Annotated in this window: 27 protein-coding genes and 1 pseudogene; 19 read left to right on the forward strand and 9 right to left on the reverse strand. The window is 67.9% G+C overall.

Features of this window, described 5'->3' with window-relative positions; translation table 11 throughout:
* Positions 1-349, reverse strand: a pseudogene (locus tag ACODRV_RS06250) (TSCPD domain-containing protein); the annotation flags it as partial.
* A 225-nt stretch (positions 350-574) separates the two neighbouring features.
* Here ACODRV_RS06250 and ACODRV_RS06255 point away from each other — a divergent pair.
* A complete protein-coding gene (locus ACODRV_RS06255; RefSeq protein ID WP_141626711.1) occupies positions 575-967 on the forward strand; it encodes an NADH:ubiquinone oxidoreductase subunit NDUFA12 in 393 nt (130 codons plus the stop codon).
* Positions 964-1,611, forward strand: coding sequence for a DUF2155 domain-containing protein (locus ACODRV_RS06260; protein ID WP_488907760.1), 648 nt, complete (start codon positions 964-966; stop codon positions 1,609-1,611). The genes ACODRV_RS06255 and ACODRV_RS06260 overlap by 4 nt, the downstream gene beginning before the upstream one ends.
* Here the strand turns inward: ACODRV_RS06260 and aat are convergent.
* The 4 genes from aat to ACODRV_RS06280 are packed head-to-tail and all read right to left on the reverse strand — an operon-like array spanning position 1,578 to position 4,618.
* Positions 1,578-2,273, reverse strand: a complete 696-nt coding sequence (gene aat, locus ACODRV_RS06265) for a leucyl/phenylalanyl-tRNA--protein transferase (protein WP_141626709.1) — start codon at positions 2,271-2,273, stop codon at positions 1,578-1,580. The two genes, ACODRV_RS06260 and aat, sit on opposite strands and share 34 nt — an antisense overlap.
* A gap of 7 nt (positions 2,274-2,280) precedes the next feature.
* Positions 2,281-3,633, reverse strand: coding sequence for an acetyl-CoA carboxylase biotin carboxylase subunit (accC, locus tag ACODRV_RS06270; RefSeq protein ID WP_141626708.1), 1,353 nt, complete (start codon positions 3,631-3,633; stop codon positions 2,281-2,283).
* 3 nt (positions 3,634-3,636) lie between these two features.
* Complete coding sequence (gene accB / locus ACODRV_RS06275; RefSeq protein ID WP_488907761.1) at positions 3,637-4,131, reverse strand: acetyl-CoA carboxylase biotin carboxyl carrier protein; 495 nt, start codon at positions 4,129-4,131, stop codon at positions 3,637-3,639.
* A 19-nt stretch (positions 4,132-4,150) separates the two neighbouring features.
* The gene (locus ACODRV_RS06280; protein WP_488907762.1) at positions 4,151-4,618 is read right to left on the reverse strand and encodes a type II 3-dehydroquinate dehydratase; all 468 of its coding nucleotides are present in this window, start codon (positions 4,616-4,618) and stop codon (positions 4,151-4,153) included.
* Positions 4,619-4,717: 99 nt separating this feature from the next.
* On the opposite strand from ACODRV_RS06280, the gene thiS reads away from it, so the two are divergent.
* Positions 4,718-4,915 carry a sulfur carrier protein ThiS gene (gene thiS, locus ACODRV_RS06285; RefSeq protein WP_141626705.1) on the forward strand — a complete coding sequence of 66 codons (198 nt, stop codon included), beginning with the start codon at positions 4,718-4,720 and terminating at the stop codon, positions 4,913-4,915.
* 6 nt (positions 4,916-4,921) lie between these two features.
* Here the strand turns inward: thiS and ACODRV_RS06290 are convergent, their stop codons facing one another.
* On the reverse strand, positions 4,922-6,358 hold the full coding sequence (locus tag ACODRV_RS06290) for a vWA domain-containing protein (protein WP_488907763.1): 1,437 nt from the start codon (positions 6,356-6,358) through the stop codon (positions 4,922-4,924).
* Between the two features lie 197 nt (positions 6,359-6,555).
* Here ACODRV_RS06290 and ACODRV_RS06295 point away from each other — a divergent pair, with 197 nt between their 5' ends.
* The 14 genes from ACODRV_RS06295 to ACODRV_RS06360 all read left to right on the forward strand — a co-directional run bounded on the left by ACODRV_RS06295 (position 6,556) and on the right by ACODRV_RS06360 (position 19,876).
* Entirely contained in the window at positions 6,556-8,973 is a 2,418-nt protein-coding gene (locus ACODRV_RS06295) for a membrane-bound PQQ-dependent dehydrogenase, glucose/quinate/shikimate family (RefSeq protein WP_488907764.1), read from the forward strand.
* A 39-nt stretch (positions 8,974-9,012) separates the two neighbouring features.
* On the forward strand, positions 9,013-9,813 hold the full coding sequence (locus ACODRV_RS06300; RefSeq protein ID WP_488907765.1) for a thiazole synthase: 801 nt from the start codon (positions 9,013-9,015) through the stop codon (positions 9,811-9,813).
* A 237-nt stretch (positions 9,814-10,050) separates the two neighbouring features.
* Positions 10,051-10,410: a hypothetical protein gene (locus tag ACODRV_RS06305; RefSeq protein WP_488907766.1), complete on the forward strand. Its 360-nt coding sequence runs from the start codon at positions 10,051-10,053 to the stop codon at positions 10,408-10,410.
* A gap of 258 nt (positions 10,411-10,668) precedes the next feature.
* Positions 10,669-12,120 carry a serine--tRNA ligase gene (gene serS / locus ACODRV_RS06310; protein ID WP_488907767.1) on the forward strand — a complete coding sequence of 484 codons (1,452 nt, stop codon included), beginning with the start codon at positions 10,669-10,671 and terminating at the stop codon, positions 12,118-12,120.
* A gap of 132 nt (positions 12,121-12,252) precedes the next feature.
* Entirely contained in the window at positions 12,253-12,666 is a 414-nt protein-coding gene (locus ACODRV_RS06315) for a hypothetical protein (RefSeq protein WP_488907768.1), read from the forward strand.
* A 71-nt stretch (positions 12,667-12,737) separates the two neighbouring features.
* Positions 12,738-13,529 carry a 5'/3'-nucleotidase SurE gene (gene surE, locus ACODRV_RS06320; RefSeq protein ID WP_488907769.1) on the forward strand — a complete coding sequence of 264 codons (792 nt, stop codon included), beginning with the start codon at positions 12,738-12,740 and terminating at the stop codon, positions 13,527-13,529.
* Positions 13,526-13,897 carry a hypothetical protein gene (locus tag ACODRV_RS06325; RefSeq protein ID WP_488907770.1) on the forward strand — a complete coding sequence of 124 codons (372 nt, stop codon included), beginning with the start codon at positions 13,526-13,528 and terminating at the stop codon, positions 13,895-13,897. Before surE ends, ACODRV_RS06325 begins: the two co-directional genes overlap by 4 nt.
* Positions 13,894-14,538, forward strand: coding sequence for a protein-L-isoaspartate(D-aspartate) O-methyltransferase (locus tag ACODRV_RS06330; RefSeq protein WP_141626696.1), 645 nt, complete (start codon positions 13,894-13,896; stop codon positions 14,536-14,538). Before ACODRV_RS06325 ends, ACODRV_RS06330 begins: the two co-directional genes overlap by 4 nt.
* Positions 14,539-14,635: 97 nt before the next feature.
* On the forward strand, positions 14,636-15,814 hold the full coding sequence (locus ACODRV_RS06335) for a M23 family metallopeptidase (protein ID WP_141626695.1): 1,179 nt from the start codon (positions 14,636-14,638) through the stop codon (positions 15,812-15,814).
* 151 nt (positions 15,815-15,965) lie between these two features.
* On the forward strand, positions 15,966-16,244 hold the full coding sequence (gene yajC, locus ACODRV_RS06340) for a preprotein translocase subunit YajC (protein WP_141626694.1): 279 nt from the start codon (positions 15,966-15,968) through the stop codon (positions 16,242-16,244).
* A 31-nt stretch (positions 16,245-16,275) separates the two neighbouring features.
* Positions 16,276-17,865 (forward strand): protein translocase subunit SecD, encoded by a 1,590-nt coding sequence (secD, locus tag ACODRV_RS06345; RefSeq protein WP_488907771.1) that lies wholly within the window; start codon positions 16,276-16,278, stop codon positions 17,863-17,865.
* Entirely contained in the window at positions 17,865-18,854 is a 990-nt protein-coding gene (gene secF / locus ACODRV_RS06350) for a protein translocase subunit SecF (RefSeq protein ID WP_141626692.1), read from the forward strand. The genes secD and secF overlap by 1 nt, the downstream gene beginning before the upstream one ends.
* 73 nt (positions 18,855-18,927) lie before the next feature.
* Positions 18,928-19,551, forward strand: a complete 624-nt coding sequence (locus tag ACODRV_RS06355; protein WP_488907772.1) for a squalene/phytoene synthase family protein — start codon at positions 18,928-18,930, stop codon at positions 19,549-19,551.
* Between the two features lie 16 nt (positions 19,552-19,567).
* Positions 19,568-19,876 carry a hypothetical protein gene (locus ACODRV_RS06360; protein ID WP_488907773.1) on the forward strand — a complete coding sequence of 103 codons (309 nt, stop codon included), beginning with the start codon at positions 19,568-19,570 and terminating at the stop codon, positions 19,874-19,876.
* A 14-nt stretch (positions 19,877-19,890) separates the two neighbouring features.
* Here ACODRV_RS06360 and ACODRV_RS06365 read toward each other — a convergent pair whose 3' ends face one another.
* Genes ACODRV_RS06365 through trmFO form a run of 3 tightly spaced genes read right to left on the reverse strand, consistent with a single transcriptional unit; the run spans position 19,891 to position 22,391 of the window.
* Positions 19,891-20,775: an oxygenase MpaB family protein gene (locus tag ACODRV_RS06365; RefSeq protein WP_488907774.1), complete on the reverse strand. Its 885-nt coding sequence runs from the start codon at positions 20,773-20,775 to the stop codon at positions 19,891-19,893.
* Positions 20,776-20,790: 15 nt separating this feature from the next.
* Complete coding sequence (locus tag ACODRV_RS06370; protein WP_141626688.1) at positions 20,791-20,997, reverse strand: hypothetical protein; 207 nt, start codon at positions 20,995-20,997, stop codon at positions 20,791-20,793.
* Entirely contained in the window at positions 20,994-22,391 is a 1,398-nt protein-coding gene (trmFO, locus tag ACODRV_RS06375) for a methylenetetrahydrofolate--tRNA-(uracil(54)-C(5))-methyltransferase (FADH(2)-oxidizing) TrmFO (RefSeq protein ID WP_488907775.1), read from the reverse strand. The genes ACODRV_RS06370 and trmFO overlap by 4 nt, the downstream gene beginning before the upstream one ends.
* Before the next feature lie 122 nt (positions 22,392-22,513).
* Here trmFO and ACODRV_RS06380 point away from each other — a divergent pair, with 122 nt between their 5' ends.
* Complete coding sequence (locus ACODRV_RS06380; protein WP_488907776.1) at positions 22,514-23,437, forward strand: hypothetical protein; 924 nt, start codon at positions 22,514-22,516, stop codon at positions 23,435-23,437.
* 93 nt (positions 23,438-23,530) lie between these two features.
* On the forward strand, positions 23,531-24,346 hold the full coding sequence (locus tag ACODRV_RS06385; protein WP_488907777.1) for a hypothetical protein: 816 nt from the start codon (positions 23,531-23,533) through the stop codon (positions 24,344-24,346).
* Positions 24,347-24,362: the final 16 nt, after the last annotated feature.

Here is a 24,362-nt window from a genome sequence, read left to right on the forward strand (position 1 = left end):
AGACCAAGCGCGCCGCGCCCGGATCGGACAGGTTCAGGGCGTCGCCCGGGGCGACCGCTTGCGGGCGGGCCGGGGTGGCCAGACCCAGTCGCAATGTGGCGGCCAGTTCCGCGGCCTCGTCCGCATCCCGCGCATGCCGTTCGGCCCAGGCGCAGGCGGCCTCGATGATGGGGTCTTCACCGTCCAGCGGCAGGCTTTCGGACGCGGCCCAGTCCAGCCAGGCCTCGACCCGTGCGTCCGACCAGGTCTCCGGCGCCGGCGCCTCGATCAGGCGGCCGCCCTGCTCGATCTCGCGAACGGATCGGCGAACGGCGGCGGCGAGCGTGGCGAAGCGGGGCAGGGGACGCATGGAGTTTCTGGACGGTCTCGAGGAGGTCTCTGGGCGGCTTTCGCCGACGTTAACGACGGAAACCCGCGATCTGCAATAAATCTGGCATGTGGAGGCATGGTTACCCCCAAGATGTTGAGTTTGCGGCCGACCGCGTTGCGCTGGACGTAGGCCTTCGCGGTTTCTATGATCGCGCCGCTGTCGTCTGGCTGTTCCGGTCGACACCAGACGAGTGGAATTCCCGACGTGCTAGGCAGAATCTTCGGTTGGACCAGCGGCGCCACCATCGGCACCTTCTTCACCATCGCCAAGCGTGGCGAAAAGGTCGGGACCGATGAGTTCGGCAACACCTATTACCAGTCGCGCGACACCGTCAGCTACGACGGCCGCAAGCGGCGCTGGGTGATCTACAACGGCTATGCCGACGCCTCGAAGGTGCCGCCGGACTGGCACGGCTGGCTGCACTACACCTACGACGAAGCGCCCAGCGAACATCCGCTGCCGCGCCGCGTGTGGGAAAAGGATCACCTGCCGAACCTGACCGGCACCCCGATGGCCTGGCGTCCGCAAGGCTCGCTGACCGCTGAAGGCAAACGTCCCGCCGCCACCGGCGACTACGAGGCCTGGCGGCCGGAATGAAACATCGGGGGCTCATTCTCGCGGGGCTGTCGTCCGCGGCGATTCTCGCCGGCGGCGCCGTCGTGGCGTCCGCGCTGAACGACATCCCGCAGGATGCCCGTCCGATCCAGGACACCACGGCGGATCTCAACCGCCAGCAGACCCCGCCCGCCGAACCGGCTCCCGAAGCCGCGCCCGCGCCCAGCGTTCCGGTCGCCATCACCCCGCCCGCGCCCACGACCGTGACGCCTGAAGTCCCGGACGAGGAAGAGGCCGCCGAGGAAGAGGCCGCCGTCGAAACCGCCGAGGTTCAGGCCGAGCCACCGGCCACGCCGGGCCGTCGCCAGCGCCGTCGCATCGCCATCGTCGAGGCCGTCGACAAAATCACGACCGAACGCATGCGTTTCGAGATCGAGGTGGGCGGGCGCCCCGTGCGCTTCCAGCGCTCCCTGATCTTCACCGCCCGCGCCTGCGAGGTTTCGGCCTCGGACGAGCAGGTCGAGGATTCGATCGCCTATCTGGAAGTCAGCATCCAGCCGCGCGGCACGACCCAGCCCGCGCCTCCCCGTCAGATTTTCCGGGGCTGGATGTTCGCCTCGTCGCCGGCCGTCAGCGGCCTGCAACACCCGATCTACGACGCCTGGATCGTCGGCTGCAAGGCGTAGTAGATCGCCTCCGCGCCGGTCATCGGTTCGAACAGCGATCGCGTATTGGGCCTGACCGGCAGCGCCGCTTTCAGACGTTTCAGATAGGCGGCCTGCGGCGTCTCCAGCGCGCCGAACTGGCTCAGATGCTCGGTCAGGAACTGGGCGTCCAGCAACCGCCAGCCGCCGCGCTTCAGCCGCGCCACCAGATGCACCAGAGCGATCTTTGACGCGTCGCGCTCACGCGTGAACATGCTCTCGCCGAAAAAGGCGCCGCCCAGCGTCACGCCGTACAGGCCGCCGACCAGCCGCTCGTCCCGCCAGCACTCGATGGAATGGGCGTTCCCGCGCGCCTGAAGCTCCAGATACAGGCTCCGGATCGGGGCGTTGATCCAGGTGTCCTCGCGCCCCGGCATGGCGGCGGCGCAGGCGTCCAGCACCGCCTCGAACGCCGTGCTGACGCGCACCTCGAACGGTTCGCCCCGCACGGTCTTTCGCAAACGTGTGGGGATGTGAAAGCCGTCCAGCGGGATCACGCCGCGCTGGTCCGGCTCGACCAGAAACACGCGCGGATCATCACGCGCCTCTCCCATGGGAAAGACGCCCGTCGCATAGCAGTTCAGCAATTCATCCGGCCCGAAAAGGCCGGAGGAGGCGCTGGCGCTGAAGCCCGGCTCCTCCACCGCGATCCTACGCTTCGCCCTTCTGGCGCTTCTGCCAGTTCTCCAGCCAGTGGATGTCGTAATCGCCGGACAGGATGTCCGGCTCGGCCAGCAGCTTCTGGAACAGCGGGATCGTCGTATCGACGCCGCCGACAACCATTTCGCCCAGCGAACGCTTCAGGCGCGCGATGCATTCCTCGCGGTCGCGGCCATGGACAATCAGCTTGCCGATCAGGCTGTCGTAGTAGGGCGGGATCGAATAGCCGGCGTAGATGGCGCTATCCAGACGCACGCCCAGACCGCCCGGCGCGTGGAAGTCCGTGACCGTGCCCGGCGACGGGGTGAAGGTCTCGGAGTTTTCCGCATTGATGCGGCACTCGATGGCGTGGCCCTCGAAGGTCACGTCCGCCTGGGTGAAGGACAGCGGCAAACCGGCGGCGATGCGCACCTGTTCGCGAACCAGATCGACGCCCGTGATCATTTCGGTGACCGGGTGTTCGACCTGCAGGCGGGTGTTCATCTCGATGAAGAAGAACTCGCCGTCCTCCCACAGGAACTCGATGGTGCCGACGCCCAGATAGCCGATGGCGGCGATGGCCTTGTTGACCGTCTCACCGATCTTCTTGCGGCCCTCGGCCGACAGGGCCGGCGACGGCGCTTCTTCCAGAACCTTCTGGTGGCGGCGTTGCAGCGAGCAGTCGCGTTCGCCCAGGTGCACGACGTTGCCGTGGCTGTCGGCGATCACCTGGATCTCGATGTGGCGCGGCTTCTGGAGGTAGCGCTCCATGTAGACCGCGCCGTTGCCGAAGGCGGCCTTGGCCTCGGTCTGGGCGGTCTGGACGGCCTCGACCAGATCGTCAGCGGTCAGGGCGACCTTCATGCCGCGCCCGCCACCGCCGGCGGCGGCCTTGACGATCAGCGGGAAGCCGATGGTCCTGGACGCCTCGATGGCGTCCTCGATGGTCTCGACCTCGCCGTCCGAACCCGGAACGCAGGGGATGCCCGCGGCCAGAACGGTCTGCTTGGCGCTGATCTTGTCGCCCATGACCCGGATGTGCTCCGGCTTGGGGCCGATGAAGGTCATGCCGTGGGCTTCGACGATCTCGGCGAAGCGCGCGTTTTCCGACAGGAAGCCATAGCCCGGGTGGATCGCCTGGGCGCCGGTGATCTCGGCGGCCGCGATGATCGACGGGATGTTCAGGTACGACTTGGCGGCCGGGGCAGGCCCGATGCAGACGCTCTCGTCGGCCAGACGCACCCACATGGCGCCCCGGTCGGCTTCCGAGTGCACGGCGACGGTGGAGATGCCCATCTCCTTGCACGCCCGGTGAATACGCAGGGCGATTTCGCCGCGGTTCGCGATCAGGACCTTGCTGAACATGGCTTACGCCTCGAGCAGGACGAGCGGTTCGCCGAACTCGACCGGCTGGGCGTCGCCGACGAGGACTTCAGCCACGACGCCGTCACGCGGGGCCTGGATCGGGTTCATCGTCTTCATGGCTTCGACGATCAGCAGGGTCTGGCCCTTCTTCACCTTGTCGCCCGGCTGGACGAATTTCGGCGCTTCCGGCGAGGCCTGCAGATAGGCGGTGCCGACCATCGGCGACTTCACCTCTTCGCCCGAGCGGGCGACGATGGTGGCCGGGTCCGAGGCCATGGCGACCGGAGCGGCGGCGGCGGCCGGCGCGGCGGCGACCGGGGCCGGAGCGGCGGCATAGGTCACCGGGGCGGCGGCCACCGTAACTTCACGGGCGACGCGGATGCGCAGGTCGTCCTTCTCGACCTCGATCTCGGTCAGATCGGTGTCGTTCAGGATGTCGGCGAGCTGGCGCACCAGGGTCGCGTCGATTTCGGCTTCGTTCTTCTTCGGGTCGGCCATGGGAGCCTCTTGCTGTCCTTTAATGCGAACGATCCTCGGACAGGCTGCGTTCCTGCACCAGTCCAAGGGCGGCCTTGACGGCCAGTTCGTAACTCATCGGGCCGAAGCCCGAAACCACGCCGGCGGCGATCGCCGACACATAGGTGCGATGCCGGAAACGCTCGCGCGCCGCCGGATTCGACAAATGGCATTCGACGATCGGAACCGTCAGGGTCTTCAGGGCGTCCAGCAGGGCCACGGACGTATGTCCGTACCCCGCGGGATTAATCACAAGCGCGTCAGCCTTCTCGCGGGCCTCCTGGACCCAGTCGATCAGTTCGCCCTCGTGATTGGTCTGGCGGAACACCACGGTCGCCCCCGCGGCGGTGCGTTCGCACAGCGCCTGAACGTCCGCCAGGGTCTCGCGTCCGTAGATTTCAGGCTCGCGCACCCCAAGCAGGTTGAGGTTCGGGCCATTCAGGACGTAGAGGACGGGGCTGTCGGGCATTCGCTCGCAGAGGTGACGTTCCGATGGAATCGGATCGGGCCTTTTAGCTGAGGCGTGGCGACAGGCAAGCGCGCGCCGCAAGAAGATTGACGCAAGGGCATGCAGATTCAGGTCAACGGCGAACTTCGCGAGGTCCACGCGACCACCATCCTGACCCTCGTGGAGGAGCTGGGACTGGACGTACGCAAGGTCGCCGTGGAGCGGAATCTCGAGATCGTCCCCAGGTCCCAACACGCGGTCACCCCCGTCGCCGAGGGCGACCGCATCGAGGTCGTCCAGTTCGTCGGCGGCGGCTGATCCCGCCTATTTCGGCCCGCAGGCGCCCCGGTCGTAGGGGCCGACGGTGCGGATCACTTCGTTGACCGTCGGCTCGATCCGGCGGCCCGAGATCTGGCCGTCCAGCACCCGGCGCAGCAGGCTGTCGAGGCGGCTGACGACGTAGCATTTCACCTCGGGCGTGGCGTGCGCATTGCCCACGCCGCTGTCGTCGGTGAGGAACAGATAGCGGCTCTGGGTCGCGGCGGCGGCGGCGCGCATCACGAACTCGGCCCGATGGCCCACGCCGCTGGCGGCGACGGGGGTGATCTGGATGCGGCGATCCCGCGCCGCCTGCACCTGTTCCCAGGTTGCGGCGATCCGGTTGTCATGCGGCGGGGCGTCGGCGACCAGCACGATCGAGCGCACCGCGTTCTCGCGCCAGGGATAGTCCATCGCCCGCGTCAGGGCCTGATCCATCGCCTCGGGATAGTCGCCGCCGCCGTCCGCCCGCTGGGCCTCCAGCTGCCGGACCAGTTCACTTACATCGGCGGTGAAGGGGAAGTCGCGCACCACATACTGGTCGCCGTTGTCCCGATAGACGATCAGGCCGATCCGCGTGTTCACCCCGGGATGGCGCTCTGCCAGCGAGTCCATGATCGAGGCCAGCTCGCGCTTCAGATACTCCATCTCGTCGCCCATGCTGCCCGTGGCGTCGATGACCAGCAGCAGGTCGAAGGCCCGGACCTCGGCGGCGCGGCGGGCGGTGCGAATCTCCATCCCGCTGTCCGGTCCGACCGTCAGGCGGCGGGTGTTCCCCTCCACGGTGATGTCCGCCGTGCGGCCCAGCCGGTCCAGTTGCGGGAACAGCACGACCGTCCCGTCGGCCAGCGTGCGCAGGCGCAGCGGCGGGCTTTCGGGCCGTGAGACCGACACCTCCACGAACGGTGCGGGACGCCCCTCGGCGTCGCGCACCGAGACCGTGATGGCCTGCCGCGTATCGACCCACGGCAGGCTCTGGTCGCCCGCCCCCTGACCTTGGCCCTGCAGGTAGCGGCCCACATAGTCGGCGTACCAGCTGGGGTTCAGCAGGTCGTCATAGTCGCCCGCCGTCAGCAGACCGGCCTGCGGGACCCGCGCGGCGGCCGGCGGCGTGCTGCGTGGCGGCAGGGTGGCCACGGGCGTCGCGGCGGCGATGCGGGCGTCGGGCGCGGCGGCCTCGGCGAGACCCTCGCCGGCGTCGTCGCGACGCACGCGGCTGCCGGTCACCACCACGTCGCCGACCTCCGTCGGGGCCTCGCCGGACGCCACGGGCGCGGGCGCGGGAGGCCGAGGGGGCGGCGGAGGAGGGGGAGGCGGCGGGGGAGGGGCCGGCGCCGTGGCGACCGTCGGCGCCGTCGCGGTCGAACAGCTGATCGTCGTGATCGCCATCGAAGCCAGCAGCAAGGCGACGGCGCTCCTGACGACAATGGACCGGATCTGCATGGCGGGACTCCTTGAGCGACGACTCGGAAGCCTAGTGGCTCACGATCGCTCCCGCTCGAAAACTGACGAAAGGCGCCGGCTTCCGTTCGCGTGCAACGGAATCTGATGGTCGATCAGCAACCGGGTCTGTTTTGGTCCGGAACCGGACCTCCAACGGGGTGTTGCGCAGACAAACCCAAAACCACGCTGGAGACGTCATGTCCGTCGAGCGCAAAGCCGGAGGCCTCGCGGGAGGTCTCATCATCGCATTGGGGGTCATTCTGGCCCTGATCGGCCTGACCCTGACCGTCGGCGGCGGCTGGCTGATCGGTCTCGGCGGGTCCTGGTACTATCTGCTGGCGGGCCTGGGCCTGCTGGCCAGCGGCGTGCTGCTGATCCGGCGCAGCCTGCTCGGAGCCCTCATCTACATAGGCGTCTTCGTCCTGACGGCGCTCTGGGCGCTGTGGGAGGTCGGGATCGACGGCTGGGGGCTGGTGCCCCGGGTCATCGCGCCTGCCGTTCTGCTGGTCTTCGTCCTCGCCGCCCTGCCGGTGCTGAAACCCGGCCGGGGCAAGGTCTGGGCCGCGGGCGGCGCGGTCGGTCTTCTGGCCCTGTTCCTGATCGGCGGCATCGCCTCGGCCAACGCCGCCAGGGTCCATATCAGCGAGGATATGCCGGCGGCGCGGCAGATCGCGTCCAGCGATCCTGACGCCCTGCCGGTCGGCGCCGACTGGCCCGCCTACGGCGGCACCTACCACGCCCAGCGCTATTCACCCCTGACCCAGATCACGCCCGAGAACGTCGGCCGACTGGAGCGGGTCTGGAGCCTGCACACCGGCGACCTGCCGGGCGACCGTCCCGGCGCGCAGAATAAATATGCGTCCGAGAACACCCCGCTGAAGATCGGGAACACCCTCTACATCTGCACCGGCAAGAACATGGTTCTGGCAGTGGACGCCGCGACCGGTCAGAACCTGTGGAAGCACGATCCGCAGGTCAGCGATGACTCGATCCCCTATACGGCCGCCTGTCGGGGTGTCAGCTACTATGTCGTCCCCAACGCCGTCGCGACCGATCCCTGCGCGACCCGGATCATCTGGGGCACGCTGGACGCCCGTCTGATCGCCGTGGACGCCCGCACCGGCCGGCGCTGCTCCGGCTTCGGCCAGAATGGTCAGGTCGACACCTCGGCCGACATGGGCCGCCTTATCCCGGGCATGGTCTCGATCACCTCGGCCCCGACCATCGTGCGCGGCGTGGTGGTCATCGGCCACCAGATCCTCGACGGCCAGTACCGCCACGCGCCGTCGGGCGTCATCAAGGGCTTTGACGCCGTCACCGGCCGGCTGCGCTGGGCCTGGGACATGAACCGGCCGGACATCAACACGACCCCGCCGGAAGGCCAGATCTATACACTGGGCACGCCCAACATGTGGACCACGGCCTCGGGCGACGAGCGTCTGGGTCTGGTCTATCTGCCGCTCGGTTCGACCGCCGCCGACTACGTCAGCGCCGACCGTCGGGGCCCGCAGCTGGACTATGCGACCTCGCTGGTGGCGCTGGACGTCACCACGGGCAAGCCACGCTGGCATTTCCAGACCGTCCGTCACGACGTCTGGGACTATGACCTCGGCTCACAGGCCACGCTGGTGGACTTTCCCACGGCCGGCGGCCCGGTTCCCGCGGTCGTGCTGCCGTCCAAACAGGGCGACATCTACGTCCTGAATCGCGCCACCGGCCAGCCGCTGACCCCGGTCAATGAAATCCCGGTTCCGCGCGGCGGTGTCGAGCCGCAGATGCGCACCCCGACCCAGCCGACCAGCGGCTATCACACCCTGCGCCGCGAAAAGGACCTGTCCGAGAAGCAGATGTGGGGCATGTCGCCGATCGACCAGATGATCTGCCGCATCCAGTTCCGCAGCGCCTCATACGAGGGCTTCTACACCCCGCCGACCGCGGATCGCCGCTATATCCAGTATCCCGGCTACAACGGCGGTTCGGACTGGGGCGGCATCGCCGTCGATCCGGCGCGGGGCGTGATCGTCGCCAACTACAACGACATGCCGAACTACAACCGTCTGGTTCCCCGCGCTGAAGCCGACCGCAAGGGCTGGGTCCCGCGCGGCGAGCCGAACGCCCGCAAGGGCGGCGCCGAAGGGGCAGGGGACCCGCAGGCGGGCGCCCCCTATGCGATCAGCGTCAACGCCGGCTGGCGGATGCCCTTCACCGGCCTGCTGTGCAAGCAGCCTCCCTATGGCGGCATCCGCGCCATCGACCTGCGCTCGGGCCGGACCATCTGGGACCGTCCGCTGGGGCAGGCCCTGAAGAACGGACCGTTCGGCATCCCGTCCATGCTGCCCGTCGAGATCGGCACGCCGAACAACGGCGGGGCGGTCGTGACGGCGGGCGGGGTGGTCTTCATCGCCGCGGCCACCGACGATCTGATCCGCGCCATCGACCTGAAGACCGGCAAGACGCTGTGGACCGATCACCTGCCGGGCGGCGGCCAGGCCACGCCGATGGTCTATGAGGTCGGCGGTCGCCAGTTCCTGGTCATCGCACCGGGCGGCCACCACTTCATGGAGACCCCCGTGTCAGACGAAGTGATCGCCTACGCGCTGCCGCAAGGCGCCTGAGGGTTCAAACCGGGCCGTTGAAGGCGTAGGAGCGGGGGCATGAACGCACATGCCCCCGTTTCCGTCTCCGCGAACGACAGTTGGACCGTCGCCGGCCGCACCTTCAACAGCCGCCTGATCGTCGGCACCGGCAAATACGCGACCTATCAGCAGAACGCCGACGCCGCCGAGGCCGCGGGGGCCGAGATCGTCACCGTGGCCGTCCGCCGGGTGAACCTGACCGACCCGAACCAGCCCCTGCTGGTCGACTATGTGAAGCCCGACCGCTTCACCTTCCTGCCCAACACGGCGGGCTGTTTCACCGGCGAGGACGCCGTGCGCACCCTGCGTCTGGCGCGCGAGGCTGGCGGCTGGGATCTGGTCAAGCTGGAGGTGCTGTCGGACACCGTCCACCTGTACCCGGACATGGTCGAGACCCTGCGGGCGCTGGATCTGCTGATCAAGGACGGCTTCCAGGTCATGGTCTACTGCACCGACGACGTGGTCATGGCCAAGCGGCTGGAGGACGCGGGCGCCGCGGCCATCATGCCCGCCGCCGCCCCCATCGGCTCGGGTCTGGGCATCCAGAACAAGGTCAACGTCCGCCTGATCATCGAGCAGGCCAGGGTGCCGGTTCTGGTCGACGCGGGCGTCGGCACCCCCTCGGACGCCACGCTTGCCATGGAGCTGGGCTGCGACGCCGTCCTGATGAACACCGCCATCGCGGGCGCCACGGACCCGATCCTGATGGCCAGCGCCATGAAGCACGCCGTCATCGCCGGCCGTCAGGGCTATCTGGCCGGCCGCATGCCCCGCCGCATGTACGCCAGCGCCAGCTCGCCGCTGTCGGGGCTGATCTGACGGGTAAGCCACAGGCGGGTGGGGCGGAGCCCGACGGTGATTGGTGATTGGTGATTGGTCACTGGATGCGTCTCCGTCAGGGGCTCGCCTTGGAACAGACTGTTCAGCCGCTGACCACCAATCACCAACCACCAATCACCTTCCCAGTTGCCATCTGAGCCATTTAGCCGCTAACGCCTGCGGCGGCGCTAACTCCATACGTCCAATACTGACGCATCGGCATGTCATCCTGTCCGGATGACCTGCGATCTCGCCCTCGATGACACGCCGCTTCCGGACATGGAGGAGGTCTATCGCCTCGCTGCCGCCCGCGTGACCGACGCCGTCCAGCGGGGAAAGGTCGAGCTCGCCCTGCGCTGGGGGCGCATCCTCAACCTCGCCCTGCGCGACCGCCAGATGCGCGCGCGGCTGCCGGTCACCGCCGATGAAGTCAACCAACGCCTTGATCCGGCGCCGGAAACCCCGGCCGGGCGGGCGTCCTCGCCGTCACACCAATTACACTCTTCACACCCGGTTTTCGACGCGCCCCCGCCGGAGCCCGTGCCCGGCCCCAACCCGCCCCGTCCGCGCCTCCGCAAGCGCAGGCGACGACGATGAATCGGGCTTCTGAACCCGAAAATCCCGCTTCTCCTCCCCGTTGGCGTCGCCAAGGGGAGGCGGCGCGCCGCGAAGTCGCGGCGTGACGGAGGGGTTCTGTCCGCGCGCTCGGTGGAAGCCCCTCCGTCTCCTCGCACGGCTCGGAGCCGCCTCCCCATCGCTACCGCGACGGAGAGGAAACGCCCGCTTCGCACCGCCAGCCTTGGCGGAATCCCCCACGCCCGCTAGAGCATCGCTTCCCATCCAAGAGTTAGAGCCATGCACGACATCCGCGCCATCCGTGACAATCCCGCCGCCTTCGTCAGCGGCTGGTCGTCGCGCGGGGTCGAGGAGGCTGACGGGCTGGTCGCCGACCTGCTGCGCCTCGACGGCGAGCTGCGCGCGGCCCAGACCACGGCGCAGGAGGGCCTGACCAAACGCAACGCCGCCTCCAAGTTGATCGGCGCCGCCATGGCCAAGAAGGACATGGCCGAGGCCGACCGCCTCAAGGCCGAGGTCGAGGCCCTCAAGGCCGACATCGCCGCCGCCGAACAGGTCGAGGCCAGCGTCGGCAAGGAGCTGCGTGACCTGCTGGCGGGCCTCAAGAACCTCGCCGCCGACGACGTGCCTGACGGCGAGGACGAGGCGGGCAACGTCGAGGTCAGCCGCTGGGGGACGCCGCGCGAAACCGGCCCGGCCAAGGATCATGCCGATCTGGGTGAGGCCCTCGGCCTGCTCGACTTCGAGGCCGCCGCGAAAATGAGCGGCTCCCGCTTCGCCGTCATCAAGGGCCAGTTGGCCCGCCTCGAACGCGCCGTCGGCCAGTTCATGCTCGACTTCCAGACGGACAAGCACGGCTATCTGGAGGTGAACCCGCCGTATCTGGTTCGCGACGAGGCCATGTTCGGGACGGGGCAGCTTCCGAAATTTGAAGACGATCTGTTTTTCGCGAACAGCTTCTTGAACGCCGCAAGTTTCCGCCACTCGTGGGCTGCTTCCGCCCCCATTGGGTTTGTCGCGGATGATGCTCGAGATTGGTCGCTCGACATCAAAGACGACAAAATCGTCAATGCGAAGCTGAAGGAACAGAGCGCGAGCCAAGTTCGAGCGATCGGAAATCGTCACTTCCTCATCCCCACCGCCGAAGTCTCCCTGACGAACCTCGTCCGCGAGCAGATCCTGCCCGAGAGCGAGCTGGCCGAGCCCATCCGCATGACCGCCCTGACCCCCTGCTTCCGGGCCGAGGCCGGGTCGGCGGGTCGCGACACCCGCGGCCTGATCCGTCAGCATCAGTTCACCAAGGTCGAGCTGGTCTCCATCACCCGGCCGGAGGACTCCGACGCCGAGCACGAGCGGATGGTCGGCTGCGCCGAGGCCATCCTGCAGGCGCTGGAACTGCCGTACCGCAAGATGCTGCTGTGCAAGGGCGACATGGGCTTCTCGGCCCGCAAGACCTACGACCTCGAGGTCTGGCTGCCGTCGCAGGGCATGTATCGCGAGATCAGCTCCTGCTCGAACTGCGGCGACTTCCAGGCCCGCCGTATGGACGCCCGCTTCAAGCGCGACGGCGAGAAGAAGACCGAGTTCGTCCACACCCTGAACGGCTCGGGCCTCGCGGTCGGCCGCACCCTGGTCGCCATCATGGAGAACTACCAGCAGGAGGACGGCTCCATCCGCGTGCCGGACGTTCTGGTCCCCTACATGGGCGGCCTGACCTCGGTCGGCGGCTGATTGCCGTAAGGCCGGGAGCCCTTCACGGCGTCAGCGGTTGCAGGAGAGACGGAGCCGCGCGTCATCAGGATGTCGCGGTCTCCGCTCCACAGTGACGTCTCCGACCCGGAGACCAGCCCAAGGATCAGCATGATGCGCCCGACCTTCCGCCTCGCCCCCGTCGCCCTCGCCCTGTCGGCGGTCGTCACCGTCGGCGCCTGCGCCACGACGCCGGGCAATGTCGCCGCCGCGCCCGCGTGGTTCGACGCCTCGGCGGACCAGTTCGAGGGCTGGGCCCTGATCCGCAACGGCGAGATCCACCTGTACGGCGAGCAGCGCGATCTGGACCGGGGCATTCCGAACGACTGCGTCAGCGCCGCCCTGCCGCGCAACCTCCAGCGCGCCTCCGGCGACCTGAACGGCATGAAGATCCGCCTGCACGGCCGCACCCTCGCCTGGGCCGACCGCAGCGGCGCCCAGACCCACGACTGGCAGGGCTCCACCCTCGTCAACGACTGCCGCCGCGACGTGGTGATCCTCGCCGACCGGGTCGAAGCGCTGCGCTAGGTTCACGGTGGGGCGCGGCGCCCCATTTTTCAGATGCGCCGGGTCGGCCTTGGCGTTAGGTCAGGTCGATCATGAGAATCCTGCTGACCAACGACGACGGCATCGAGGCCGAGGGCCTGGAATGTCTGGAGCGGATCGCCCGCACCCTTTCCGACGACATCTGGGTCTGCGCGCCCGCTGTCGAGCAGTCCGGGAAGGGGCGGGGGATCACCCTGACCGAGCCTTTGCGGGTCAACCGGCTGGGGCCCCAGCGCTTCGCCGTCACCGGCACCCCGACCGACTGCGTCGTGCTGGCGGTCAATGACCTGATGCCCGGGAAGCCCGATCTGGTGCTGTCCGGCGTCAATCGCGGGCACAATGTCGGGGAGGACTGCTCCTACTCCGGCACCGTCGCCGGCGCCCTGCAGGGCATGGCCTTCGGCATCCGCTCCATCGCCCTGTCCCAGAGCCTCGAGCGCTTCCACGACGAGGTCACCGCCCACTGGGAGACCGCCGGGGCCTTCGCGCCCGGCATCATCACCCGCCTGCTGGAGCAGAAGTGGGCGCCCGGCGTGGTCATGAACCTCAACTTCCCCAATCGCCCGCCGGAGGCCGTCACCCAGGTCGAGGTCACCCGCCAGGGCTTCCGCGACATCGGAGAGATGCATGCCGTGCGCCGCACCGACCTGCGTGGCCGCGACTACTACTGGATGAGCTTCCGGGGCGAGAAGCAGGAGCATCCCGAGGGCACCGACCTGCGCGCCATGGACGAGGGCCGTATCTCGGTCTCGCCCCTGCACATCGACCTGACCCACATGACCAGCGTCAACGACCTGAAGAAGGTCCTTGGCGGCGTCCCGCCCAAGGCGGTGGCGGCCGAATGAGGATCGCGCTCGCCCTGACGGTCACGGCCGGGCTGCTGGGCGGCTGCACGACCACGGCCGCATGGCCGGACCGGCCGGAGGTCGACTTCGGCTGTGAGGGGCCGGGGTTCTGCTCGGTTCGGGGAACCCTGAGACGCCCCATGCCGGACGCGCCGGCCCGGGGCGTGCTGGAGCTCGACGACGGGCGCTGCCTGTTCGTCGATCTTCCGCGCAAGGTCAGGGAGAGGGGAGACCGCTGGTGGGACCGGCGGGTGTCTGTTCGCGGCCCGGCGGTGCTCGCGGCAGGATACGGTCCCGTGCCGAACGAGCGCTGCGCCGGGACACTGCTGCTCTATGCCGAACGCCTCTCGTTGAAGGGCGACCGATGAAGCTGAACGACGACCGCGCCGGACGTCTGATCCTCGGGCTTCGCCAGCAGGGGGTCACGGACCCGCGCGTGCTGACGGCCATGGAGTCGATCGACCGCGCCGTCTTCGTGCACGAGAAGTTCCTCGATCAGGCGTGGGAGGATCAGGCCCTGCCGATCGACTGCGCCCAGACGATCAGCCAGCCCTATATCGTCGGCCTGATGACCCAGGCGCTGGACGTTCAGCAGCGCCATCGGGTGCTCGAGATCGGCACCGGCAGCGGCTATCAGGCCGCCGTGCTCAGCCGACTGGCCCGCTACGTCTACTCCATCGAACGCTACCGCAGCCTGCTGACCGAGGCCGAGAACCGGCTGCGGGTGCTGGACATCGACAATGTGATCACCCGCCACGGCGACGGCGGGCTCGGCTGGCCGGAGCAGGCGCCGTTCGATCGCATCATGGTCACCGCCGCCGCGCCCGGAGAGCCGACCGAGCTTCTGAAGCAGCTGAAGCCCGGCGGCGTGCTGGTCTGTCCGGTGGGACGCAGCTCGGTCCAGATGCTGCATCGCTATACGGGCCAGCCGGACGGATCCTTCCGCCGCGAGAGCCTGACCGAGGTGCGTTTTGTCCCGCTGGTTGAGGGGACGGCGCGCGAAGGTTAGACCTGTCGCAAGCTTTGATTAACCTTCCCGCCCAACTTTGGCGCGGTTTTCCGGGTCAGGTCGGCCCGGTTGTCGGGCGCTTTTGCGGAGCGGGTGAATGAATCGAACGGGCGTGACGCGCATCGTGATGGTCGCGGGGGTGATGAGCCTTCTGGCGGCCTGTTCCAGCTATCCGAGTGAGCCGCGCTATTCGATCCACGCCGACCGGCCCGCCGGACCGCCCTCCACGACGCCGCCGCCCGGTCCCGTCTATCCGACCCGCCCCATGCCGACCGGCCCCGCGCCGACCGGAGACGGCGTCCGCGGCGCAACCGATCCGGCCCGCGAGGTTCCGCCGCCCCGGGGCGCGCCCGTCGAACGCATCGAGGGCGGAGAACTGGGGGCGCCGGTTTCCAATGCTCCGCGTCCCTACGATGCACCGACCCGTCCCTACACCGAAGTGCCGAACGCGCCCTATGCGCCGGCCGCGCCTCCGGCCGGCCAGCCGGCCGCCGGGCCCTCGTCCGAAGGCTTCACCACCCCGCCGCCGCCCGCGCGTGGCGGAACGGCGGGCGTCTCCGTCGCCGGCGCGTCCTATGAAATCCAGCCGGGCGACACCATTTCCGGCGTCGGTCGTCGCTTCCAGACCCCGGTTCAGGTTCTGATCGACCTCAACAACCTCGGTCCTCGCGCCGCGATCAGCCCGGGTCAGCGGATCGTCCTGCCCGCGAACGCGGTGGACATCGGCGGCGATCCCTATGCGACCGGGCCGTCGCCGATGGGCGTGACCGTGCCGGAGGAGGGCGTTCCGCCTCCGCCCCCGCCGCCGCCCGCATCGACCCTGCCGCCGCCCCCGCGTCAGCCCGCCGCCTCGGCCCCGCCTGTCGCCGCACCGCCCGCGACGGGCGCCGTGGCGCTGGACTGGCCGGTGCGGGGCGACATCCTGCGCCGCTTCGGCCCCGTCGGAATGGGCGAGCGCAACAACGGCGTGAACATCGGCGCCCCCGCCGGCGCCGTGGTCTCGGCCGCCGCCGCCGGTCGCGTCGGCTATGTCGGCGATGATCTGGCGGGGCAGGGACTGACGGTCCTGATCGTCCACCGCGACGGCTGGCGCACGGTCTATGGTCATCTCGGTTCGGCCACGGTGCGCGACGGCGACACCGTGACGGCGGGTCAGCAGGTCGGAACCGTCGGAACAACCGCCGGCGACGGACGCCCCTCGATTCATTTCGAGACCTGGCGCATGCGCGGCGACGAGCCGACGGCGCTTGACCCGCTGACCGTGTTGCCGCGATAGCGCAACCCGAAGGCCGTGCTTTCGCGCCGCGTTGCAAAGTGTAACGACGCGCCCTAGGTTCCGCGCCTCATTTTCAGGGGCGGCGCCGAGGGCGCGCCCGGCGTTGTTTCGGAGATCTAAAGTGCAGGAATTGCTGGCTGGCCCGGGGTCGATGTTCATCTTCCTGGTGCCGATGATCGCGCTCTTCTACTTCCTCATCCTGCGCCCGCAGCAGCAGCAGGTGAAGAAGCACAAGGCGATGATCGAGTCGGTCAAGCGTGGTGAGACCGTCGTGCTGTCGAACGGCATGATCGGCAAGATCACCCGCGTCGAGACCGACGAAGCCATGGTCGAGATCGCCCAGGGCGTGAACGTCCGCGTGATCAAGACGATGATCGCCGACGTGCGGAACCGCACCGACGTCGCCGCCGCCAACGACGCCAAGGCCTGATTGGTCTCCTGAAAGGTTCGGGGCAGCCCGCATGATTCACCTGTCGCGCTGGAAGGTCATCCTTCTCGCCCTGTCCGTCCTTTTCGGTATCGTCTTCACGGTCCCGAACTTCCTGACCCAGGCCCAGCGCGACGCGCTGCCGGGCTGGGTGCCGAAAAGCACCCTGAACCTGGGCCTCGACCTTCAGGGCGGGTCCTACCTGCTGCTGGAAGTCGACGTTCCGGCCATGCGCGCCGCGCGCCTGAACAACCTGGCGGAAGACGCCCGCACGGTTCTGGGCGAGGCCAACGTCAGCGTCAGCACGATCAACCGTCAGTCGGACGGCGTGATCATCACCCTGTCGAACCCGGCGCAGATGGAACTGGCCCAACAGGCCATGGGCGCCCTGATCTCCGGCAACGCCCGGGGCGTGGCCGACCGGGTTGTCCAGCGTCAGGGCAACGACCGCATTCGCTACGCCTTCAGCGAAGCGACCATGAACGCCATGGCCTCTGACGCCGTGACGCAGTCCATCGAGATCGTGCGCCGCCGTCTGGACAGCGACGGCACCAAGGAAATCTCGATCACCCGTCAGGGCGCGAACCGCATCGTCGTTCAGGCTCCGGGTCAGAGCGATCCCGCCGCCCTGAAGCGACTGATCGGCCAGACCGCCCAGCTGACCTTCCAGATGGAAGACTATCAGAACGCGGCCCGCGCCCTTCAAAGCGGCATCATTCCCCCGGATTCCGAAGTCCTGATGGACGAGACCGGCCAGCCCTATCTGCTGAAGCGCCGCGTCGTCGTTTCGGGCGAGAACCTGACCAAGGCCTCGGTGGGGCAGGGTGAGAACAACCAGATCGCCATCGACTTCCGCTTCGATGGTCAGGGCGCGCGCCGCTTCGGCGAGGCGACCTCCGCCAACATCGGCCGCCGCTTCGCCATCGTGCTGGACGGCAAGATCATCTCGATCCCGACCATCAACAGCGCCATCAGCGGCGGCACCGGCCAGATCACCGGCAACTACACCATCCAGTCGGCCAGTGAGTTCGTGAACCTGCTGAACGGAGGCGCCCTGCCGGCCCCGCTGAACGTCGAGGAAAGCCGGACCGTGTCGGCCGAACTGGGCGAGGACGCGGTCGCCGCCGGCGCTCTGTCGACCGCCATCGGCTTCCTGATCATCGTCGTCTTCATGCTCCTGGCCTACGGCCTGCTGTTCGGCGGCATTTCGGTCATCGGCCTGGTGCTGAACGGCCTGATGATCGTGGCCTGTATGAGCCTTGTCGGCGCGGCCCTGACCCTGCCGGGCATCGCGGGTCTGATCCTGACGTTCGCGGTGGCGGTGGACGCCAACGTGCTGATTTACGAACGGATGCGCGACGAGGCCCGTGCCGGCCGGAGCGTCATCGCCTCGATGGACGCCGGCTTCTCCAAGGCCATGGCGACCATTATCGACGCCAACGTCACCACCCTGGTCGCCGCGGCGATCATGTTCTTCGCCGGCGCGGGCCCCGTTCGCGGCTTCGCCTGGACGCTGGGCATCGGGGTGTTCACCTCGGTGATCTCGTCCGTGCTGGTGGCGCAGGTGCTGCTGGCGTTCTGGCTGAAAACGGCCAAACCCAAAAAACTGCCGATCGCGGAGTGATGGCGATGCGTGGATGGCCCCTCATCAAACTGCTGCCGCAGAAGACCAATTTCCGCTTCGTTCGCTATGCGAAGCCGGCGGCCTTCATCTCGGTGATCCTTTGCGTCGCGGCGCTTGTCTCCTGCTTCATGCCCGGTCTCAACATGGGCATCGACTTCCGTGGCGGCGCCTCGCTGGAGGTGGCCAAACCGGCCGGGCAGGTGATCAATCTCGAGGACGTGCGCGGCGCTGTCAGCCGCCTCGACCTCGGGGATGTCGGTGTGCAGGGCATCGCCCGGCGTGACACCAACATCGACGACGGCTCGACCGCCATCGTCCGCTTCCAGATTCCGGAAGGCCGTGATCAGACCGCCGTCGTGACCGACGTCGAAACCGCCATCAGCCAGGCCACCGGCCAGGTCACCTATTCCGGCGTGAACGTCGTCGGGTCCAAGGTCTCGGGCGAACTGTTCATGTCCGGACTGATCGCCCTCGGTTCCGCCATCGGCCTGATGTTCCTGTACATCTGGTTCCGGTTCGAGCCCCAGTTCGGGTTCGGCGCCGTGGCCGGTCTGGTGCACGACGTGATCCTGACCTTCGGTCTGATCGTCGTGTTCCGCCTCGAATTCAGCCTGACCATGGTGGCCGCCATCCTGACCGTCATCGGCTATTCTATGAACGACACTGTCGTCGTGTTCGACCGCCTCCGGGAAAATCTGCGCAAGTACAAGGCCATGCCACTGCGCGACGTGATCGACCTGTCGCTGAACGAAACCCTGTCGCGGACGATCATCACCGGCGTCACCGCCGTCATGGTGCTGGCCGCCCTGGCCGTCTTCGGCGGCGAGGCCCTGTTCGGCTTCTCCATCGCCCTGATGTTCGGCATCATCATCGGCACCTATTCGTCGATCTACGTCGGCGCGCCGATCATCCTGCTGTGGGGTGTGAAGCGCGGCGGTCCGTCCGACGACGCCAAGCCGATCAAGCTGGGCATGGCCTCGCGGCCCTGATCCGGCCCGGGAAGGTATATTGATCTGACGGGGCGGGTCTGACGATCCGCCCCGTTTTGTTTGCGAAGGACGCATGACCGATCTCGACGCACAGGTCCGGGAGGCCGATATCGACCGCTGGCTGTCCAGCCGGTTCGTCACCGACCCGCGCGCCCGGGCGGATCTGATCACCCTGTACGCCTTCGAGGCGGAACTGATGGCCATTCCGTCGCGCGTGACCCAGCCCCTTCTGGCTGAAATGCGCTTCACCTGGTGGGCCGAGCAGATGGACGGCGTGTTCAGCGGCGTCGCCCGCAAGGGCCATCCTGTTCTGGAGGCGCTGACTGGTCTGGTCGAGCGACACGGCCTGCCCCGTGCGCCCTTCGACGCCCTGATCGAGGCCCACATCGGTCGGGTGCATGGCGATCCGCATGACCTGGACGCCTTCTATGTCGGGCCGATGCAGATCGCGGCTCAGGTGCTGGCCGGTGAAGGTCATGAGGCCGCCGTCGTCGACGCCGGGCGCGTGCGCGGTCTGGGCCAGACCGGTCGTGGGGACGAGGCGAAGGCCCTGCGTCGTCAGGCCAACAGCGCCCTGAAAGCTCTTCCGGTCGCCGCTTTTCCGGCGGTCGCTCCGGCGGCGTTGGTCCGAACGGATGCGCCGGAGTTCCTGAAACGCCTGACGCTCGTGGCCGCGACCGTGCGCGGCCGGATCTGATCTGGAGGACCGTCCTATGGCCGCATTCGCCGACATCATCCTGCTGCTGGGTCAGGTCTTCGGCCTGGCCGCCGCGCCGGCCGCCATCACCGGGTTTTTCATGCGGGCCGGGGGCACGCCGCCGCGCGGCTTCGCCCGGGCCTTCAAACTGGCCTATGCGCCGTGGCTGCTGACCATGGCGATGTTCGCCGGCTTCCAGTGGTACTGGTCCTCCATCCTCGGCTACCCCATCGGCGAGGTCCCGATCGTCGTCACCTTCGCCATGCTGGGTCTGGGCGGCTACGGCGCGGTCTACTTCGTCCGTCTGGCCGACAGGAGGGTCTGAGCCGAACCCGGCGGTCAGTAGCGCGTCACTTCCGGCGGGTGAACACGGGTGTTCGGCGAGCCCCGAAAGGCCCAGCGGATGAAGCGCGCGGTCGACAGGGCGGCGCCCCGGGTCAGCGCGCGCGGCGGGCCAAGCGGACGCTCGTGCATCGCCTGCGCCCAGTCCGGCAGGAGATCCAGACCGGCCTGCATGATAACGCCCGCGGCCGCATCCACCGAAGGCGCCCCCACTCGCTGCCGCATCACCATCCGGGCCACCTCGCGCGTGCGCTCATCAGCCTTCAGTTGCGGGCGATAGCTCTGGATCAGGGCCTCGGCCGCCGCCCGGGTCCGGGGCAGGGGATCGGCGTGCAGGGCCGCGCCGATCCGGGCCATCTCGTCGAAATAGGCGTCCTGATCCGCCATCGACATGTCCGGCTCGCCATACCGGATCCACGCCTCAAGGAAGCTGATCGTCTCTGTCACATGCACCCAGGCCAGCAGGGCCGGGTCTGACACCCGATAGGGCGTGCCGTCCGGCAGGACGCCCGCCAGCTTCGCATGGATGCGGTTGACCTTGTCGATCATCGCCCATCCGTTTTCGGCATGATCATAGGTCGTGGTGGCGATGAATTTGGCCGTTCGGCGCAGGCGACCGTGCATGTCGGCGCGGAAGTCGGAGTGATCCCAGACGCCCGCCAGAACCGCCGGATGTAGCATCTGCAACAGCAGTCCGGACACGCCGCCGATCATCATGGTGACGACATCGCCATTGACCCGCGCCGCTACCCCATCAGCCGGGAACAGGGCGTCGGCCCGGCGCAGCACCGGCCGCTCGCCCTTGTCGGCGTCGTTGAAGACGTCCGTGATCTTCTGGCGAATGGCGCGACGGGCGAAGTCGAAAGGACGCCATGACCTCATCCGAAGTCCTCCGCCTCAAGCCTGACCGGCGGGCGGTTGAAGGCTGAGAATCTTGCGGTCCAGTCGGGCCACCTCATCCTCCAGCCGCGCCTTCTCGGAGGCCATATCGATCGGAGAACCGTCGTCATAGGTGATCCGGGCACCCTTCGCGATCAGATCGAGGCGATAGATCAGGGTCGTGCGACGGTCGATCAACCGCGCCAGTTCGGTCTGTTCTGTCATCCGTTCGCGTCCCGCCAGGCCTTCAGGGCCTCGAGGCCGCGAAGGCTCATCAGCCGCTTCTTGGCGCGCCCCCGCTCCTTGGGATGGATGCGCTTTCCGTCGGCGTCGACCTTGGGCGCCTCCAGCGGCGGCAGCAGGCCGTAGTTGATATTCATCGGCTGGAACTTCGAGCCCTCCAGATGTCCGCCGGTGATGTGTTCGACCAGCGCGCCCATGGCCGTTTCGGGCGGCGGAGCGGACACATCCTTGCCCAGCGCTTGCGCGGCGGCGAGGCGACCGGTCAGCAGCCCCATGGCGGCGCTCTCGACGTAGCCCTCGACACCCGTGACCTGACCGGCGAAACGCAGACGCGGGATGGCCTTCAGACGCAGTTGCTTGTCCAGCAATTGCGGACTGTTCAGGTAGGTGTTGCGATGCAGGCCGCCCAGACGCGCGAACTGCGCGTTCTGCAGCCCCGGGATCATGCGGAAGGTCTCGGCCTGCGCCCCGTGCTTCAGCTTCGTCTGGAAGCCGACCAGATTGTAGAGGGTGCCCAGCGCATTGTCCTGACGCAGTTGGACGATGGCGTGCGCCTTGACCGTCGGATTGCGCGGATTGGTCAGGCCGACCGGCTTCATCGGCCCGTGGCGCAGGGTCTCTCGTCCCCGCTCGGCCATGACCTCGATGGGCAGGCAGCCGTCGAAGTACGGCACATTCTCCCAGTCCTTGAACTCTGCCTTGGGTCCGTTCAGCAGGGCGTCGATGAAGGCCTCATACTGTTCCTTGTCCATCGGACAGTTGACGTAGGCGGCGGCGTCTCCGCCCGGACCTTCCTTGTCATAGCGCGACTGACGCCAGGCGATATCGAAGTCGATACTGTCGGCATGAACGATGGGGGCGATGGCGTCGAAGAAGGACAGGCTCTCTTCACCCGTCGCCTTCAGCACGGCCTCGGCCAAGGCGGGCGAGGTCAGGGGACCGGTGGCGACGATGACATTGTCCCACTCTTCCGGCGGCAGACCCGCGATCTCTTCCCGCACGATGGTGATCAGCGGATGGGCTTCCAGCTTCGCCGTCACAGCCTGCGAGAAGCCGTCACGGTCCACGGCCAGGGCGCCGCCCGCCGGAACCTGATGAGCGTCGCCGCAAGCCATGATGATCGAGTTCAGCGCCCGCATCTCGGCGTGCAACAGGCCGACGGCGTTGTACTCCCAGTCGTCCGACCGGAAGGAGTTGGAACAGACCAGTTCGGCCAGACCGTCCGTCTGGTGCGCATCGGTCTTCACGCCCGGAACCCCGCGCATTTCGTGCAGGATGACGGGAACCCCGGCGTTGGCGATCTGCCAGGCGGCTTCTGAACCGGCAAGGCCGCCGCCGATGACGTGGACGGGAGAGGGAGAGGTGGTCGTGCTCATGGGCGGGGTTCTAACGGCCTGACCGGGGGACGCCAGTGTCTTAATCGCGGCAGTGGCGGATGCTGGCCTTACAGCTACGGTGCACCTAGGGTGCCGGACGGGTTTGAGGGCTGGAGGGGCCGATGACATTTTCAATCACCAAGGCCGCCTTCGAAGGCTTCCGGATCATGCGTCGCGCGCCGGTGGCGGTCGTCATGTGGGGCGTCACCTATTTTGTCTGCATCGGCCTGATCCTGCTGGCCGCGAGCGGCGCGGTCTTTTCCATGGTCACCGCCATCGGCGACGCCGAACCCACGGCGGCGCAGTCCTTCCGGATCGGCAGCAGCGTGATCCTCGCCTATCTGATCGCGATACCTCTCAGCCTGGTGGCGGCCTCCATCGTGATGGCGGCGACCTGCCGCGCGGTTCTGACCCCGAAGAAGCCCGGCTTCTTCTTCATGCGACTGGGCGGCGCCGAGTTCCGCCTGATGGGCGCCTATATGCTGATCGCGCTGGGCTTCGTCGCCGCCATGCTGCTGATCTTAGGAATCATCGGCGGGATTATGGGCGGAACCGCCGCCATGAACGGTGCAGGCGCGATGCCGCCGTGGGTGGTGGCCCTGATCTATCCGGCCTATTTCGGCTTCATCTTCTTCTACGTCTGGATTTCGGTGCGGCTGTCGCTTCTGGGGCCGATCACCGTGGCGGAAGGCCGGTTCGCGCTCGGCCGGGCGTGGGCGGCCAGCCGCGGCCGCTTCTGGGTTCTGCTGGATCTGGGCGCCGCCACCGTCTTGCGCTGGTTCGTGCTCTATGCGGTCGCCGTGACGGCGTTCAGCACCCTCGCGCTGATCGCCTTCGGTGTCGTGCCGGATATCGCCGACATGGACCCCTCAAGAGTGACCAGCACCGTCCTGCCGCTGATGCTTGTCGGCGCTGTCCTGTTCGCGGGCTTCGCGGCGCTGCAGTTGACCGTTCTGAGCACACCTTTCGCGGTCTTCTATCGCGACGTCGTCGCCCCCACGATCCTTCCGGAAGAGGAACCCGGCGCGATCGACCCCCGGTTCTGAGGGCTGTCGCGACGCGTGGCCGCGTCGGGGTCGATTTCCACTGACACCCGGTGGGGCGGTCTCTAGAACGGGCGGCGAGTCACGGAGAACATGATGAAGATCGCCGCCACAGAAGCCGTTTTCGAAGGCTTCCGCCTGACCCGGCGACGCCCGGGCGCCGTCGCGCTCTGGGGCGCCGTCTGGCTGGTCGGCCTGTTCCTGATCGTGCTGGCGGCCCTGCCGATCATCGCGCCCTATCTCGATGAGCTTGCGGCGGCGCAGGGTGATGCGAGCAAGCTCTCCGCGGCGGCGACGGCGGGGATGGAGCGGGCCTCCCTCATGGCCTTCCCGGTCGTGTTTCTGATCCAGGCGCTGCTGGCGACGGCTGTCTATCGCGCCGTCCTGCGCCCTGAACAGAGCTCATTCGGCTCGCTTCGGTTCGGGCGCGATGAAGGCCGGATGCTGGTGATCACCGTGCTGGTCGGCGGCGTCAGCCTGGCCCTGAACCTCGGCGGTGAATACCTGGTTCGCCTGGCGTCGGGCGCCAACATGATCGTCGGCGCCTTGGTTTGGCTGGTCGTCACGGCGCTGGTGGTCTGGCTCTCGGTGCGTCTGAGCCTGATCGCGCCGCTCAGTTTTCATCGGGAACGTCTGGCGTTCGCCGAGGGCTGGACGCTGTCGAAACCGCTATTCTGGCCGCTGCTCGGCCTGATGATCGTCACCTTCGCCCTGGCGGTCGTGGTGGCCCTGCTGCTGATCCTGATCGGCTGGCCGTTGCAGGTGGCCATGTCCGGCGGCGGAGCGGGTTCGCCCGGGGCGGCTCTGGGCGCCCTCCTGATCCTCATCCTGATCCCGCTGGGCATGGCGATGGTGTCGACCATCATCTGGGCGCCCTTCGCGGCAATCTGCCGGGATCTTCCGGACGCCTGATCCCGGCTTGAGCGCG

The organism is Brevundimonas sp. FG8 (genome assembly GCF_057808845.1).

What these genes read in the sequence shown, in the direction of transcription:
- ACODRV_RS06335 (WP_141626695.1), top strand. Translation starts at nt 14,636, where the DNA reads ATGAATCGAACGGGCGTGACGCGCATCGTGATGGTCGCGGGGGTGATG.
- ACODRV_RS06290 (WP_488907763.1), bottom strand. Translation starts at nt 6,358, where the DNA reads ATGCAGATCCGGTCCATTGTCGTCAGGAGCGCCGTCGCCTTGCTGCTG.
- ACODRV_RS06295 (WP_488907764.1), top strand. Translation starts at nt 6,556, where the DNA reads ATGTCCGTCGAGCGCAAAGCCGGAGGCCTCGCGGGAGGTCTCATCATC.
- ACODRV_RS06280 (WP_488907762.1), bottom strand. Translation starts at nt 4,618, where the DNA reads ATGCCCGACAGCCCCGTCCTCTACGTCCTGAATGGCCCGAACCTCAAC.
- surE (WP_488907769.1), top strand. Translation starts at nt 12,738, where the DNA reads ATGAGAATCCTGCTGACCAACGACGACGGCATCGAGGCCGAGGGCCTG.
- trmFO (WP_488907775.1), bottom strand. Translation starts at nt 22,391, where the DNA reads ATGAGCACGACCACCTCTCCCTCTCCCGTCCACGTCATCGGCGGCGGC.
- accC (WP_141626708.1), bottom strand. Translation starts at nt 3,633, where the DNA reads ATGTTCAGCAAGGTCCTGATCGCGAACCGCGGCGAAATCGCCCTGCGT.
- ACODRV_RS06260 (WP_488907760.1), top strand. Translation starts at nt 964, where the DNA reads ATGAAACATCGGGGGCTCATTCTCGCGGGGCTGTCGTCCGCGGCGATT.
- ACODRV_RS06325 (WP_488907770.1), top strand. Translation starts at nt 13,526, where the DNA reads ATGAGGATCGCGCTCGCCCTGACGGTCACGGCCGGGCTGCTGGGCGGC.
- ACODRV_RS06355 (WP_488907772.1), top strand. Translation starts at nt 18,928, where the DNA reads ATGACCGATCTCGACGCACAGGTCCGGGAGGCCGATATCGACCGCTGG.
- thiS (WP_141626705.1), top strand. Translation starts at nt 4,718, where the DNA reads ATGCAGATTCAGGTCAACGGCGAACTTCGCGAGGTCCACGCGACCACC.
- accB (WP_488907761.1), bottom strand. Translation starts at nt 4,131, where the DNA reads ATGGCCGACCCGAAGAAGAACGAAGCCGAAATCGACGCGACCCTGGTG.
- yajC (WP_141626694.1), top strand. Translation starts at nt 15,966, where the DNA reads ATGTTCATCTTCCTGGTGCCGATGATCGCGCTCTTCTACTTCCTCATC.
- serS (WP_488907767.1), top strand. Translation starts at nt 10,669, where the DNA reads ATGCACGACATCCGCGCCATCCGTGACAATCCCGCCGCCTTCGTCAGC.
- ACODRV_RS06385 (WP_488907777.1), top strand. Translation starts at nt 23,531, where the DNA reads ATGAAGATCGCCGCCACAGAAGCCGTTTTCGAAGGCTTCCGCCTGACC.
- ACODRV_RS06305 (WP_488907766.1), top strand. Translation starts at nt 10,051, where the DNA reads ATGACCTGCGATCTCGCCCTCGATGACACGCCGCTTCCGGACATGGAG.
- ACODRV_RS06300 (WP_488907765.1), top strand. Translation starts at nt 9,013, where the DNA reads ATGAACGCACATGCCCCCGTTTCCGTCTCCGCGAACGACAGTTGGACC.
- secF (WP_141626692.1), top strand. Translation starts at nt 17,865, where the DNA reads ATGGCGATGCGTGGATGGCCCCTCATCAAACTGCTGCCGCAGAAGACC.
- ACODRV_RS06370 (WP_141626688.1), bottom strand. Translation starts at nt 20,997, where the DNA reads ATGACAGAACAGACCGAACTGGCGCGGTTGATCGACCGTCGCACGACC.
- ACODRV_RS06365 (WP_488907774.1), bottom strand. Translation starts at nt 20,775, where the DNA reads ATGAGGTCATGGCGTCCTTTCGACTTCGCCCGTCGCGCCATTCGCCAG.
- ACODRV_RS06360 (WP_488907773.1), top strand. Translation starts at nt 19,568, where the DNA reads ATGGCCGCATTCGCCGACATCATCCTGCTGCTGGGTCAGGTCTTCGGC.
- ACODRV_RS06380 (WP_488907776.1), top strand. Translation starts at nt 22,514, where the DNA reads ATGACATTTTCAATCACCAAGGCCGCCTTCGAAGGCTTCCGGATCATG.
- secD (WP_488907771.1), top strand. Translation starts at nt 16,276, where the DNA reads ATGATTCACCTGTCGCGCTGGAAGGTCATCCTTCTCGCCCTGTCCGTC.
- ACODRV_RS06315 (WP_488907768.1), top strand. Translation starts at nt 12,253, where the DNA reads ATGCGCCCGACCTTCCGCCTCGCCCCCGTCGCCCTCGCCCTGTCGGCG.
- ACODRV_RS06330 (WP_141626696.1), top strand. Translation starts at nt 13,894, where the DNA reads ATGAAGCTGAACGACGACCGCGCCGGACGTCTGATCCTCGGGCTTCGC.